This is a genomic window from Stappia sp. MMSF_3263 (assembly GCF_030733745.1).
Lineage (GTDB): Bacteria > Pseudomonadota > Alphaproteobacteria > Rhizobiales > Stappiaceae > Stappia.
Genome location: NZ_JASHIK010000011.1, coordinates 112,979 through 126,309, shown reverse-complemented (window position 1 = coordinate 126,309; position 13,331 = coordinate 112,979). Strand labels below are relative to the sequence as shown.

The window sequence follows — 13,331 nt, the reverse complement described above, 5'->3', positions numbered from 1 at the left end:
TCCTTGCGCAAGATGCTGGGAGGACACCCGGCCGCGCAGCAGTGCCGCCGGCCGGGCGCAGGCGGCCTCAGCCGCCGACCACCTCGTTGCCGTCGACGACCTGCTTGCCCTTCAGTCCGATCGGAAGGCTGTCGATGTAGGCGTTGGGTGCGCGGCCGTCATAGGGAATGGCGTCGATGACGTCCGTGGCCGGTGTCGGGGCGCGGTAGCCGTCGCTTTCGAAAGGGAACTCGCCTTCCTCCGCGTGGCCTTCCTCGACCAGCAGACGTGCCGCCTTCAGGTAGACGTCCGGCAGGTAGACGCTTTTTGCCACGTCGGCATACCAGTCGTCGGGCTTGTGCTCGCCGATCTGGCCCCAGCGGCGCATCTGGGTGAGGTACCAGACCGCATCGGAATAATAGGGATAGGTCGCGAAGTAGCGGTAGAAGACGTTGAAGTCCGGCACTTCGCGCGTGTCGCCCTTCTCGTATTCGAACGTGCCGGTCATCGAGTTGGCGATGACCTCCGCATCGGCACCGACATATTCGGGCCGCGACAGGATCTCGACGGCCTCCATCCGGTTGGCATTGTCGTTCTCGTCAAGCCAGCGTGCCGCGCGGATCAGCGCCTTGGTCAGCGCCAGCGTGGTATTCGGATTGGTTTCGGTGAACTCCTTGGTCAGGCCGAAGACCTTCTCCGGATTGTTCTTCCAGATCTCGTAATCGGTGATCACCGGCACGCCGATGCCCTTGAACACCGCCTGCTGGTTCCACGGCTCGCCAACGCAATAGCCGTTGATCGTGCCGGCCTCGAGCGTTGCCGGCATCTGCGGTGGCGGGGTGACGGAGAGCAGCGCATCGGCCTTGATCTGCCCGGAAATGTCGGAGCTCGAATAGAAGCCGGGATGGATGTTGCCGGAGGCGAGCCAGTAGCGCAGCTCGTAATTGTGGGTCGAGACAGGGAACACCATGCCCATGTTGAAGGGCCGCCCCTGCGCCTTGAAGCCGTCGACGACCGGCTTCAAGGCGCTTGCCGGGATCGGATGCACGGGCTTGCCGTCGGCCTGCATGGCAAGATGCGGCTTCATCATCTCCCAGACCTCGTTGGAAACGGTGATGCCGTTGCCGTTCAGGTCCATCGAAAACGGCGTCACGATATGCGCCTTGGTGCCGAAGCCGATGGTCGCGGCAAGCGGCTGGCCGGCCAGCATGTGGGCGCCGTCGAGCTCACCGGTGATCACCCGGTCGAGCAGCACCTTCCAGTTGGCCTGCGGCTCCAGCGTCACGAACAGGCCCTCGTCCTCGAAGAAGCCCTTCTCGTAGGCGATCGCCAGCGGCGCCATGTCGGTCAGCTTGATGAAGCCGAATTTCAGCTCGTCCTTCTCCGGCAGCAAGGTCTGGGCCTGCGCGCCAAGCGGTGTCGCCGCCATGATCGCGAGGCCGAAAAGCCCGGCCATCGTCGTTCGCGTGATGGAAAGCGGGATCTGGATCACGACTGTTCTCCCTCCTGCGCGCGGCACGCCCCAGGCCTGCCCGCGTCACCAATAAAAAAGCCGCCGTCGAGACACCGGCGCGGGAGGGCGCTGGCAGATCTCAACGGCGGCTTTGCCGAAGCGTCCGTCCTTGGACGCGTTATGTCGTGGCCATCTTCGGCCCGCCTACTTCAATGCAGGAGACATGCCAACTGGCGAAAAATGTCCGCAGGATTGATTCAACTGGATTTTCGGAAACAGCTCCGGTGCATGACGGCCAGCGCAGCGCCAAAAGGCAGGGCAAAGCGACAGGGCATCTGACCAATCCTTGTGCAATGCACAAAACAAGGCAGCTGTATTTCACACGAGCAGGCGTCAGGCGCGGATCGGGAAACCGGCGACGTAGCCGGCAATGTCCTGCGGGGTGAACTCGACCCCGTCATAGAAGCGCTGCGGCGGTCCCGCCTGGCCCGGGCGGGCGCCCGCGCTCGGCTTTCCGGTCTTCGGCATGGCGGCAGCGAAGAGATCGGGGCGGTATGTCTCGCGGGCAATCGCCTCGCGCGCCGGGTCGTGCTGCACCTGCCCCCAGCGCAGCATCTGGCTGTAGAACCACAGCGCATGATCGGTGGAGGGCTGCAGCGCGCCGGGCGCGGTGAAGGAAAGGAAGTCGGGCACCGCGAGCGCGGCATCGCGCGACAGGGCGATAAGCCCGCTCAGCGCCGGCCGGCACCATTCGGCCGGGCAGTCGAGATAGTCCGGCCCGCTCAGGAGCACGGCAAGGTCCGCATGGTTGGTCGCATCGCCGCACCAGATCGCGGCCTTCGCCAGCGCCCGGATGAGCGCCGCCAGCGTGTCGCCATTGGCGTCCGCCCACTTGCGGGTCACGCCCAGCACCTTTTCCGGGCTGCCTGGCCAGATCGCCGCCTTGGTGGTGACAATCCGCCCGGTGCCCGCAAGCGCGGCGGCCGTATTCCACGGCTCGCCGACACAATAGCCGTCAAGCCGGTCGGCCTTCAGCGCGTCTGCCATCAATGGTGGCGGCAGCACGGTGATTTCCACGTCGCGATCAGGGTGGATGCCCGAAGCGGCGAGCCAGTAGCGCAGTTCATAGGCGTGCCCGGAAAAGGGATGGACCACGCCGAAACGCAGGCGCGCCGCGCCCGCCGGCCGCGCCGCGATCGCCCGGGCAAGTGCCTGCCCCGTCGATGCCGGGTCGCCGTTGCCGGCCGCACCGGCCTGCTCCATCGCACGCCACAACCCTGTCGACACCGTGATGGCATTGCCCCCGAGCCCCAGCGTCATCGGCGCCAGCATCGGCACCGCCAGCGAGGTGATGTTGAGCGAGGCGGCAATCGGCATCGGCGCCAGCATGTGGGCAACGTCGAAATGACCGATGGCGATGCGATCGCGGATGTTCGCCCAGGAGGTTTCCCGCACCAGGCGCAGGTCGACGCGCTCCTCCGCGGCAAAGCCGCGTTCGGCCGCCGCGACCAGAAGCGCGCTGTCGAGAAGCGGAATGAAGCCGGCAATCACCGTGTCGCCGTCGGATCGGTTCATCGCGTGTCCTACTTCTCCAAAAGTCCGCTTGAAATGACCAGGCCCTCGGCAACGTCGATAACCCGGCGCCCCTGGTTCATCGCCGCCTTGCGCAGGAGTTGATAGGCCTCGTCCTCGTCAACGCCCCGATTGCGCATAAGGATGCCCTTGGCCCGCTCGATGGTCTTGCGGTCGGCAAGCTCCGTGCGCGCCTCCTCCAGCTCCTGGGAGAGCCGGCTGAACGCCTTGAAGCGACTGATGGCCATGTCGAGGATCGGCTTCACCCGCTCGCGCTTGAGCCCGTCCACCACATAGGCGGAAACGCCCGCATCGACCGCGGCCTCGATGGCGCCGCTCTCGGAACGATCGACAAACATGGCGATCGGCCGGCGCACGGCGCGCGACACCTGGAACATGTGCTCGAGCTGGTCCCGGTTGGGATTTTCCAGATCGATGACGATGACATCCGGATCGATCTCGGTGATCCGCCGCACGAGACCGTCCATGTTGTCGACGACGATCACCCGCTCATGGCCGGCATCGCGCAGGCCCTGCTCGATGATGGACGAGCGGATCCTGTTGGCATCGATCACGAGAATGGAAAGCGGCTCACGCATGCCCATATTATGCGCATGCCGTAAATTTGTTCAATCGCGCTTTTGCTGCGACGCAACGCAAGCCGGTGGAAAACGCCGGCTCAGTCGCCGATCGGCTTCGGCCCGACATCCTTGGACAGCGGCATCAGCGAAGTGCGGATACGGCGCAGGTACTCCTTCACCCGCTCCGGCCGCTTGCGGGCAGCGCCGGCGGCAAGAACGTCGACGATCGCGGTAAAGGCCAGCCGCGACGCGCTCGGTTTGAAGATGTCCTGATCCTCCGGCAGGTCGACCCCGATGGTGATGTCCGTCGCCAGCGCCAGGTCCGAGCCCGCCTTGGTCAGGCTCAAGGTCTGGGCTCCGTACTGCCGGGCGATGGCGACGCTGTCGAGCAGCTCCGCCGGCGAGCCGCTGGCCGAGACCGCGAAAACCACATCGCCCGGCTCCAGCGTCGAGGCGAGCATGCGCTGCAGGTAGCCGTCGGAATGCGCTTCGGCCGGGATGCCGAGACGGAAGAAGCGGTTCGCCCCTTCCCGGGCCACGTTGGCCGAACCGCCGCCAACGCCGAAGAAGATGATGCGCCGCGCTCCGGCAAGCAGATCGATGGCGGCCTGTATCGCCGCGCTGTCGAGCTGCCCGCGTGCCGTGTTGAGCGTATCGACCAGCGCCCCGAAGACCTGCGCCACCAGCTGGTCGGAGACCGAGCTGTCATTGCCCGGCCCGCCCAGATACTGCAAGGAGACCGCGACGCTTTGCGCGAAGCGGATCTTGAAGTCCTTGAACCCGTCGCAGCCGAGCGTCTGGCAGAAACGGTTTACGGTGGCGTCCGAAACGCCTGCCCCGGCCGCGATCTCGCTCTGCCGCTGATAGGCGATGGTCTCCAGGTTCGCGAGCACATAGTCCGCCACCCGCTGCTCGCGCTTGGGGAACGCACCATCCAGCCGCCGCAGCTGCGCAATGATGTCGATGACCTTGGCCACGGCCTCCCCGCCCTCTTGCCGCACGCCGGAGCGGCGCGCGTCGCGTGCAAGGTTATTCGGGTTTGTAGGCGATGACATCCATCTCGACCTTGGCATCCACCATCAGCGGCGACTGGACCGTCGAGCGGGCGGGAGGATTGTCGATGAAATGCCGCTCGAACACGGCGTTGAAGCTGGAGAAGTCGCGGGCATCGTCGAGCCAGACATTGACCTTGACCACATGCTCCAGCCCGCAGCCGGCCAGCGCCAGAACGGCCTTGATGTTTTCCACCACCTTTTCCGTTTGCGCCACGATGCCGCCGGTGATGATCTCCCCCCCGTCCGCCGGCACCTGGCCGGAGACATAGACAAAGTCGCCGGCGCGCACCGCCTTGGCGAAGGGCCGCTTCTGTCCGCCCGCCGCCAGATCGGCCGTATCATAGCGAATAATGCCTAGGGTCATGCTGTCTCTCCATTCGATATGAAAGTTTCTTTCATTATCTACCGCAGTTTAGCGGATTTTTCAAATTCCAGTTTGACAGTTTCCTACATTTATGAAAATTTTTTACATAACGAGCAACCGACCAGAGAGTCGGCGATCGTTGGATGCTCGCCGTCCCGCCACATTGCGCGCGACCGCGGATCATCCGGCCTGACACCATAGGAGCCGCCAGAGGTCCCTTGCACTGGAGGAGTGAAATGTTTCGGAAGAATCGTTGGAAAACGGTGCTCGCCGCCGCCCTTGCGACGTCGATGGCCAGCACGGCGTTCGCCGCCGGCACCCTGCGCTACGCCACGATCGGCGAGCCGCCCAGCCTTGACCAGCACGTGGTCACCTCGGATCTCGCGACCACCATCGCCCATCACATGTTCGAGGGGCTCTACACGTTCGATGCGAGCAATGCGCCCGTGCCGCTGCTGGCCGAGAGCGACCGCATCGAGGACGGCGGCAAGACCATCGTCATCACCCTGCGCAAGGACGTCACCTTCCACAATGGCGAGGACATGACCTCCGCCGACGTCGTCGCCTCCCTGCAGCGCTGGGGCGAGCACGGCTCGCGCGGCAGCCTGCTGTTCGCCAATGTCGAGAGCGTCGAGGCAACCGGCGACCATGAGGTCACCATCCGCCTGAAGGAGCCTTTCGGCCCCTGGAAGAACCTGATGGCCTTCATCAACGGCGGCCCGGCGATCTATCCGGCATCCGTCGCTTCAGGCGCCGGCAAGGAGCCGATCGCACCCGAACAGTATATCGGCACCGGCCCCTACCGCTTTGGCGAATGGCAGCCGAACCGTCACGTCGAACTCGTCCGCTTCGACGACTACGATTCGCCCTCCGGCGAGCCGAGCGGCTATGGCGGCGCGCGCAAGGCCGAGTTCGATGCCCTGCGCTTCATCCCGGTTCCCGACGTCGGCACCCGTGTCAGCGGCCTGCAGGCCGGCGACTACGACTATGCCGAGAACATCCCCGGCGATCTCTTCGCCGATCTCGACGCCAACCCGGACGTGAAGACGATCCTCAATGGCGGCCCGATCTTCGGCCTCGTATTCCTGAACTCCAAGGACGGCCCGCTGAAGGAGAACTTCGCCCTTCGCCGCGCCATCCAGACCGCACTGAACAAGACCCCGGCCCTTCAGGTCGCCATTGGCCCGGAAAAGCTGTGGCGCGCCAACGGCTCGTTCCAGCCCGAAGGCAATGTCTGGTACACCGACGCAGGTACGGACAATTTCAGCAAGGGCGACGCGGCAGCCGCCAAGTCGCTGGCGGCCGAGGCCGGCTACAATGGCGAACCGATCAAGTTCATGGTGTCGACCAACTACGCCTTCCACTACGACACGGCGATCGTTTACACCAAGCAGCTCGCCCAGGCCGGTTTCAACATCGACCTGCAGGTCTATGACTGGGCGACGCTGATCAAGAAGCGCTCCCAGCCGGACCAGTGGGACCTGTTCTTCACCCATCACGGCTTCGTTCCCGACCCGATCCTGATCTCGGTCATGAACGACAATTACCCCGGCTGGTGGGCAACCCCGGAAAAGGCGGCCCTGAAGGCAAAGTTCACCGCTTCTTCCGACCCGGCCGAGCGGCAGAAGCTCTGGTCCGAGATCCAGGCCCTGATCTACGAGCAGGTGCCGACAATGAAGACGGGCGACATCTACACCTACAACATCGCCTCGCCCCGTCTTGAAGGCCTCGGGGAAGCGACCCTGATCTGGCCGCACTTCTGGAACGTCTCCAAGTAACAGACGTCCTCCCGGTCCCCTCCGGCCTTTGCGAAACGCCGTCCGTCGGACGACACTGAACGCAAGGGCCGGGGGCGGACTTGGCCGCCCCCGGACACATCGCGGAAAGATACGCTCATGCTCGGATATGCGACGCGGAGACTGCTGGCGCTCGTGCCGACGCTGCTGGCCGCCTCCCTGCTCGTCTTCCTCTTCGTTCACCTGATCCCCGGCGACCCGGCAGCGGTGTTGCTCGGCGACAGCGCGACACCGGAGGAGATCGACGCGCTGACCCGCGAAATGGGTCTCGACCAGCCGCTCTACCAGCAGTACCTGCTATGGCTGGGCAACGTGCTGCAGGGCGATTTCGGCACCTCGATCTTCTTCCGCACGCCGGTGACGGGCGTCATTGCCGACGGCGCGGAAACCTCGATCCTGCTGGCCGTCATGACGATGGTCTGGATCGTCCTTCTCGGCGTGCCGATCGGCGTCGTCGCCGCCACTCGCCACGGCACCTGGGTCGACCAGATCACCTCCGGCGGCGCCATGCTCTTCGCCTCGGTGCCGACCTTCTGGCTCGGCCTCTACCTGATCCTGATCTTCTCCGTGACGCTCGGCTGGCTGCCCTCGTCCGGCTATCCCTCCGTTTCCGACGACGGCGGGCTCGCCAACCTGCGCTACCTGCTGCTGCCGAGCTTCACGCTGGCCGCCCCCAATGCGGCGCTGATCATCCGCCTGGTACGTGCCTCCATGCTCGACGTGCAGCGCGAGGATCATGTACGCACCGCCCGCGCCAAGGGCCTCGCCCCCTGGAAGGTCGCGACGAAGCATGTCTTCCGCAACGCGCTGATCGCGGTCGCGGCCGCCTTCGGTTTCACCTTCGCCGCCCTCGTCTCGGAGGCCGTGGTGACGGAGACCGTCTTCTCCCTGCCCGGCATCGGCCGCCTCGTCGTCCAGTCGATCCTGCGGCGCGACTACCCCGTCATCCAGGGCGTCATCCTGATCATCGTGGTGCTCTACATGGTCATCAATCTTCTCGTCGACCTCGCCTACGCCTGGCTCGACCCGCGGGTGTCGCTGAAATGAACGGTCCGCGCGCACCCCTCGCACTCGCCCCTTCAACCGTCGCGCAAGGAGGCTCGGCATGACCGCGCTCGCCGTCACGGGACGCATCTTCAAGGGCCGCCCGCTGGCGAGCCTCGGCCTCGCCTGGCTCTGCCTCGTCGTCCTCGCCGCCGTCTTCGCGCCGCTGATCGTGCCTTACGATCCGCTCGAGATCGATCCGGTCGTGCGCCTTACCCCGCCCGGCGCCGAACACCTGTTCGGCACCGACCACTTCGGCCGCGACACCTTCTCGCGCAGCATCTACGGCGCGCGCATGGCGATCGTCATCGGCATCGGCTCCGTCTTCGTGGCGCTCGTCGCGGGTGGGCTCACCGGCATGCTGTCGGCCTATTTCACCCGGCTCGGCAATGTCCTGATGCGCGTCGTCGACGTTCTCATGGCCTTTCCCGCGCTGCTGCTCGCCCTGGTGCTGATGACGCTTCTGGAGCGCAGCGTCGTCAACACGGTGCTGGTCATCGGCATCGTCTATGCGACGACCACCGCCCGCATCCTGTTCGGCATGACGCTGAAGCTGAAGGGAGAGGTCTTCGTCGACGCCGCCACCTGTTCGGGCGCCGGCAATGCCAGCATCCTGTTCCGCCACATCCTGCCCAACCTGGTCTCGCCTCTGCTCGTCCAGGCAAGCTTCATCTTCGCCTTCGCCCAGCTCCAGGCGGCCGCCCTCGACTTCCTCGGCCTCGGCCTGCCGCCCGAGGTCCCGAGCTGGGGCAACATGCTGTCGGAATCGCGCATCTACGTGACCCGCGCCTCCTGGCTGCTGCTCTTCCCCGGTGCGCTGATCATCCTCTCGGTGTTCTCCATGAACCTGGTCGGCGACGCACTGCGCGACAGCATCGACCCGCGCTTCAAGAACGACATCAAGGGGGTCTGAAGCGATGACACACAGATCCGAAAGACTGCTCGACATGCGCGGCCTGACACTGGCCGTCGCCACTGGCGAGGGACTGCTGACGGTGGTCGAGGATCTCTCGCTGACGCTCGATGCCGGCGAGACGCTCGGCATCGTCGGCGAGAGCGGCTGCGGCAAGAGCCTCACTTCGCTGGCCATCATGGGCCTGCTGGAGGGAACGCCGATACGCGTGCTTTCCGGCGAGATCCTGTTCCAGGGGCGCGATCTCCTGCGCCTGCCGGCGCGTGAGCGCCGGGCGATCATGGGCAACGAGATGTCGATGATCTTCCAGGAGCCGATGACTTCGCTCAACCCGGTCTACCGGATCGGCGACCAGATCGTCGAGACGATCCGCGAGCACAGGCGGATCTCGAAAAGAGCCGCCCGGGAACGGGCGCTCGAACTGCTCACCATGGTCCGCATCCCGGACCCGACGGGCCGCCTCGACAGCTACCCGCACCAGCTTTCCGGCGGCCAGCGCCAGCGGGTGATGATCGCCATGGCGCTTGCCGGGTCGCCGCGGCTGCTCATCGCCGACGAGCCCACGACCGCGCTCGACGTCACCGTCCAGGCGCAGATTCTCAAGCTCATCGTCGATCTTCAGGCGGAGACCGGCATGGGGGTCATGCTGATCTCGCACGACCTCGGCGTCATCGCCGAGACCTGCGACCGCATCGCCGTCATGTATCGCGGCCGGGTCGTGGAAAGTGCCGCCTCCGCCGAGTTGTTCAGCGCCATGCGTCATCCCTACACGCGCGGCCTGCTCGACTCGATCCCGGAAGCCGACGAAGACGTCGAGCGGCTCACGGCCATTCCCGGCCGGGTGCCAATGCTGGATGAGACGCTTGCCGGCTGCGCCTTTCATCCGCGCTGCACACGCGCCGGACGAGGCTGCGACGAGGTCGTGCCAGGTCTCGATGTGATCGCGCCCTCGCATCTCGTCCGCTGTCACTATCCACTGGAGCAGGACGCATGAGCGACACCGCGACACCCCTCCTTCAGGTCCGTGACCTGAAGACCCACTTCTCCCTGCGCAAGGCCGGACTGTTCGGCGGCAAGGCGCGCGTTCTGAAGGCCGTCGACGGCGTCTCCTTCGACCTTGCGAAAGGCGAGGTGCTCGGCATTGTCGGCGAGAGCGGCTGCGGCAAGTCGACGGTCGGGCGCACCCTGACGAAGCTGGAACCGGCCACCGCGGGCAAGGCTCTGCTTGAAGGACGTGACATCCTGCCTCTCTCGGCCTCGGCCTTCCGGCCATTGCGCCGTGACATCCAGATGATCTTCCAGGATCCCTTCGCCTCGCTCAACCCGCGCCTGACCATCGAGCAGACCCTGGCCGAGCCGGTGCGCATCCACGGCCTGGCGAAGGGGCGCGAGGCGATCCGCGCCCGCATCGCCGACACGCTCACCAAGGTCGGCCTCGATCCGAAGGTGATGCACCGCCATCCGCACGAATTCTCCGGCGGCCAGCGCCAGCGCATCGGCATCGCACGGGTGATGATCGTCGAGCCGCGCCTCGTCATCGCCGACGAGGCCGTCTCCGCCCTCGACGTCTCGATCCAGGCGCAGGTGCTCAACCTGATCAAGGACCTGCAGCGCGAAAGCGGCATCTCCATGCTGTTCATCTCGCACGATCTTGGCGTCGTCCGGCACATTTCCGACCGGGTTGCGGTCATGTATCTCGGGCGCATCGTCGAGACGGCGCCAAAATCCCTCCTGTTCAGCCGGCCGGCGCATCCCTATACGCGCCTGCTGCTCGCCTCGATCCCGCGCATCCGCCCGGGACGCCAGCCTGCCGCCGACCTCGGCGAGCCGGGCAATGCCGCCGCCCCGCCGCCGGGCTGCGCCTTCCATCCCCGCTGCCCCTTCGCCACCGATATCTGCCGCACCACCCGGCCGGAAATCGCGGACATGGGCGAGGGCCAATCCACCGCCTGCCATCACGCCGGCCAGCTTCTCGGGGAGGCCGCCTGATGGCCGCGCCTAAACGTGTCTTCGTCGGATCTCTCGCAACGGAGACCAACACCTTCTCGCCGCTCCGCACGGACCTGCAGGACTTCAAGGACAGCTTCTATGCTCCTCCGGGCGCACATCCGCCGACGCCGACGCTGTGCAGCGCCGTCTTCCCGGTCGCACGCGAACGTGCCCGCCAATACGACTGGCAGGTGATCGAGGGCACCGCCACCTGGGCCGAACCCGGCGGCATCGTCAACGGCCGCACCTGGGAGTTCCTGAGGGACCAGATGCTCGAGGAAGTGCGCGCGGCCATGCCGCTCGACATCGTTCTGCTCGGCCTGCACGGCGCCATGGTGGCGGAGAACTGCCTCGACTGCGAGGGCGAGATCATCGAGGGCGTGCGCCGCATCGTCGGCCCGAACGCCATCGTCGGGGTTACCTTCGATCCGCACAGCCACCTGAGCGCGAAACGCACCGACAACGCCGACATCGTCGTTGTCTTCAAGGAATTCCCGCACACCGATTTCGTCATCGCGGCGGAAAGCCTCGTCGATCTCGCCCATCGTGCCTCGACCGGCGAGATTCGCCCGCGCATCTCCGTCTTCGACTGCCGCATGATCGAGGTGTTGCCGACCAGCCGCCAGCCGATGCGTGGTTTCGTCGACCGGATGAAGGCGCTTGAAGGGCATGACGGCATCCTCTCCGTCTCCGCCATTCACGGCTTCATGGCCGCCGATGTGCCTGATCTCGGTTCCCGCATCGTCGTCGTCAGCGATGACGATGCGCCCGCCGGGGACCGGCTGGCGGAACGCCTCGGCATGGAGCTCTACTCCTTCCGCGGTCGCACGCGGCCGGAGTTCCTCACCCCCGCCGAAGCCCTTGACACGGCGGCGGCCCTTGCCGCCAACGGCGGCGGCGCACCCGTCGTCATCGCCGACGTTTGGGACAATCCCGGCGGCGGCGTGCCCGGCGATTCCACCATTGTCCTGCGCGAGATGATCGCGCGCGGCGTCTCCGACGCGGCGCTTGCCTCGATCTGGGATCCAATTGCCGTGCGCACCTGCATTTCCGCCGGCGAGGATGCCCACCTGCCGCTGCGCTTCGGCGGCAAGATGTCGGCCGCCGCGGGCGAGCCGATCGATGCCCAGGTGCACGTGGAAAAGGTCATGCGCGACGCGGTGCAGAGCTTCGGCACAAGCGTCGTCCCGCTCGGCGATTCCGTCACCATCCGCGTCGCCGGCATCGCCGTCGTGCTCAACACCGTGCGTTCGCAGATCTTCAGCCCGGACGCCTTTTCCAACATGGGGATCGATCCGCTTTCGAAGAAAATCCTGGTTGTGAAGTCGACCAATCACTTCCACGATGCGTTCTCGCGGATCGCCTCCGACATCCTCTACGCGGCTGTCGACGGACCCTATCCGAGCGATCCGGCGAAAAACGAGTACCGCAACCTCACCCGCGCCATCTGGCCGCGCGTCGAGGACCCGCATGCGAACGACACCGGACAGGAACGCCTCCATGCGCGCTGAAGCGCCCGAAAGCCCCATCGCCGAAACGCCGGCCGTCGTCATCGACGAAGCCGTCGCCCGGCGCAACATCGCACGCTTCCAGGCTCATCTCGAAGGCCATGGCGTCAAGTCGCGCCCGCATATCAAGACGCACAAGCTGCCGCTCTTCGCCAAGGCTCAGATCGAGGCCGGCGCCCGGGGCATCACCTGCCAGAAGATCGGCGAGGCCGAGGTGATGGCCGATGCCGGGCTCGACGACATCCTCATCACCTTCAACATTCTCGGGGCCTCCAAGCTTGCCCGCCTCAAGGCGCTGGCCGGTCGACTGAAGCGCCTTGCGGTCGTCGCCGACAGCACGGTCACCGTCGACGGTCTCGCCGCGGCTTTCGCCGACGGGCCCGCAAAACTTCACGTGATGGTCGAGTGCGACACCGGCGCCGGGCGCTGCGGTGTGCAGACGCCGGAAGAGGCCGCGGCGCTGGCCGCGCGGATCGACACCGCTGCCGGCCTCGTCTTCGCCGGACTGATGACCTACCCTGCCCCCGGCGGGGCGGCCGATGTCGAGCGCTTCATGGGCGTAACACTTGCGGCTCTGGCGGAGCGCGGCATTGCCTGTCCGGAAATCTCCTCGGGCGGCTCGCCCGACATGTGGTCGGCAGGCGCACCGAACGGCGAAAAGAGCCTTGTGACCGAGTACCGGGCCGGCACCTATATTTACAATGACCGCTCGCTGGTGGAACGCGGCGCCTGCACGCTTGAGGACTGCGCCCTCGTCGTCGAGGCCACCGTGGTCAGCCTACCGACGCCGACCCGCGCCATCGTCGACGCCGGGTCCAAGGCCCTGTCCTCGGATCTTCTAGGCCTGACCGATCACGGGAGCCTCATCGGCCATCCGCAGGCCAGGATCGTCGCGCTCAGCGAGGAGCATGGCACCATCGAGACACCCGCCGGCAGCCTTGCGGTCGGCGACCGTGTCCATATCGTGCCGAACCATGTCTGCGTGGTCTCCAACCTCTTCGACACCGCCTTCCTGAAAAGGCCCGACGGCACCATCGAGGAGATCGCCATTCCCGCGCGCGGCCGCGTGACCTGAGC

General features: G+C 66.0%; 12 protein-coding genes. 7 read left to right on the top strand and 5 right to left on the bottom strand.

What is annotated here, in order from left to right; translation table 11 throughout:
* Positions 1-67 precede the first annotated feature (67 nt).
* The 5 genes from RBB46_RS13725 to RBB46_RS13705 form a co-directional block, all read right to left on the bottom strand.
* The gene (locus RBB46_RS13725; protein WP_306029608.1) at positions 68-1,408 is read right to left on the bottom strand and encodes a CmpA/NrtA family ABC transporter substrate-binding protein; all 1,341 of its coding nucleotides are present in this window, start codon (positions 1,406-1,408) and stop codon (positions 68-70) included.
* Between the two features lie 417 nt (positions 1,409-1,825).
* Positions 1,826-3,007, bottom strand: a complete 1,182-nt coding sequence (locus RBB46_RS13720; RefSeq protein WP_306029565.1) for a CmpA/NrtA family ABC transporter substrate-binding protein — start codon at positions 3,005-3,007, stop codon at positions 1,826-1,828.
* Positions 3,008-3,015: 8 nt separating this feature from the next.
* Positions 3,016-3,603 carry an ANTAR domain-containing response regulator gene (locus tag RBB46_RS13715; protein ID WP_306029564.1) on the bottom strand — a complete coding sequence of 196 codons (588 nt, stop codon included), beginning with the start codon at positions 3,601-3,603 and terminating at the stop codon, positions 3,016-3,018.
* Positions 3,604-3,683: 80 nt separating this feature from the next.
* Positions 3,684-4,640 (bottom strand): MurR/RpiR family transcriptional regulator, encoded by a 957-nt coding sequence (locus RBB46_RS13710; RefSeq protein WP_306029563.1) that lies wholly within the window; start codon positions 4,638-4,640, stop codon positions 3,684-3,686.
* Positions 4,615-5,004, bottom strand: a complete 390-nt coding sequence (locus RBB46_RS13705) for a RidA family protein (protein WP_306029562.1) — start codon at positions 5,002-5,004, stop codon at positions 4,615-4,617. Before RBB46_RS13705 ends, RBB46_RS13710 begins: the two co-directional genes overlap by 26 nt.
* A 236-nt stretch (positions 5,005-5,240) precedes the next feature.
* On the opposite strand from RBB46_RS13705, the gene RBB46_RS13700 reads away from it, so the two are divergent.
* The 7 genes from RBB46_RS13700 (at position 5,241) to RBB46_RS13670 (ending at position 13,329) form a co-directional block, all read left to right on the top strand.
* Positions 5,241-6,782 (top strand): ABC transporter substrate-binding protein, encoded by a 1,542-nt coding sequence (locus RBB46_RS13700; protein ID WP_306029561.1) that lies wholly within the window; start codon positions 5,241-5,243, stop codon positions 6,780-6,782.
* 117 nt (positions 6,783-6,899) lie between these two features.
* Positions 6,900-7,847 (top strand): ABC transporter permease, encoded by a 948-nt coding sequence (locus RBB46_RS13695; protein ID WP_306029560.1) that lies wholly within the window; start codon positions 6,900-6,902, stop codon positions 7,845-7,847.
* Positions 7,848-7,905: 58 nt separating this feature from the next.
* Entirely contained in the window at positions 7,906-8,757 is an 852-nt protein-coding gene (locus tag RBB46_RS13690) for an ABC transporter permease (RefSeq protein ID WP_306029559.1), read from the top strand.
* A 4-nt stretch (positions 8,758-8,761) separates the two neighbouring features.
* The gene (locus RBB46_RS13685) at positions 8,762-9,751 is read left to right on the top strand and encodes an ABC transporter ATP-binding protein (protein WP_306029558.1); all 990 of its coding nucleotides are present in this window, start codon (positions 8,762-8,764) and stop codon (positions 9,749-9,751) included.
* Positions 9,748-10,746: an ABC transporter ATP-binding protein gene (locus tag RBB46_RS13680; protein ID WP_306029557.1), complete on the top strand. Its 999-nt coding sequence runs from the start codon at positions 9,748-9,750 to the stop codon at positions 10,744-10,746. The genes RBB46_RS13685 and RBB46_RS13680 overlap by 4 nt, the downstream gene beginning before the upstream one ends.
* Positions 10,746-12,257: a M81 family metallopeptidase gene (locus RBB46_RS13675; protein ID WP_306029556.1), complete on the top strand. Its 1,512-nt coding sequence runs from the start codon at positions 10,746-10,748 to the stop codon at positions 12,255-12,257. The genes RBB46_RS13680 and RBB46_RS13675 overlap by 1 nt, the downstream gene beginning before the upstream one ends.
* Positions 12,247-13,329, top strand: coding sequence for a D-TA family PLP-dependent enzyme (locus RBB46_RS13670; RefSeq protein WP_306029555.1), 1,083 nt, complete (start codon positions 12,247-12,249; stop codon positions 13,327-13,329). The genes RBB46_RS13675 and RBB46_RS13670 overlap by 11 nt, the downstream gene beginning before the upstream one ends.
* Positions 13,330-13,331: the final 2 nt, after the last annotated feature.

What these genes read in the sequence shown, in the direction of transcription:
- RBB46_RS13725 (WP_306029608.1), bottom strand. Translation starts at nt 1,408, where the DNA reads ATGGCGGCGACACCGCTTGGCGCGCAGGCCCAGACCTTGCTGCCGGAG.
- RBB46_RS13720 (WP_306029565.1), bottom strand. Translation starts at nt 3,007, where the DNA reads ATGAACCGATCCGACGGCGACACGGTGATTGCCGGCTTCATTCCGCTT.
- RBB46_RS13715 (WP_306029564.1), bottom strand. Translation starts at nt 3,603, where the DNA reads ATGCGTGAGCCGCTTTCCATTCTCGTGATCGATGCCAACAGGATCCGC.
- RBB46_RS13710 (WP_306029563.1), bottom strand. Translation starts at nt 4,640, where the DNA reads ATGTCATCGCCTACAAACCCGAATAACCTTGCACGCGACGCGCGCCGC.
- RBB46_RS13705 (WP_306029562.1), bottom strand. Translation starts at nt 5,004, where the DNA reads ATGACCCTAGGCATTATTCGCTATGATACGGCCGATCTGGCGGCGGGC.
- RBB46_RS13700 (WP_306029561.1), top strand. Translation starts at nt 5,241, where the DNA reads ATGTTTCGGAAGAATCGTTGGAAAACGGTGCTCGCCGCCGCCCTTGCG.
- RBB46_RS13695 (WP_306029560.1), top strand. Translation starts at nt 6,900, where the DNA reads ATGCTCGGATATGCGACGCGGAGACTGCTGGCGCTCGTGCCGACGCTG.
- RBB46_RS13690 (WP_306029559.1), top strand. Translation starts at nt 7,906, where the DNA reads ATGACCGCGCTCGCCGTCACGGGACGCATCTTCAAGGGCCGCCCGCTG.
- RBB46_RS13685 (WP_306029558.1), top strand. Translation starts at nt 8,762, where the DNA reads ATGACACACAGATCCGAAAGACTGCTCGACATGCGCGGCCTGACACTG.
- RBB46_RS13680 (WP_306029557.1), top strand. Translation starts at nt 9,748, where the DNA reads ATGAGCGACACCGCGACACCCCTCCTTCAGGTCCGTGACCTGAAGACC.
- RBB46_RS13675 (WP_306029556.1), top strand. Translation starts at nt 10,746, where the DNA reads ATGGCCGCGCCTAAACGTGTCTTCGTCGGATCTCTCGCAACGGAGACC.
- RBB46_RS13670 (WP_306029555.1), top strand. Translation starts at nt 12,247, where the DNA reads ATGCGCGCTGAAGCGCCCGAAAGCCCCATCGCCGAAACGCCGGCCGTC.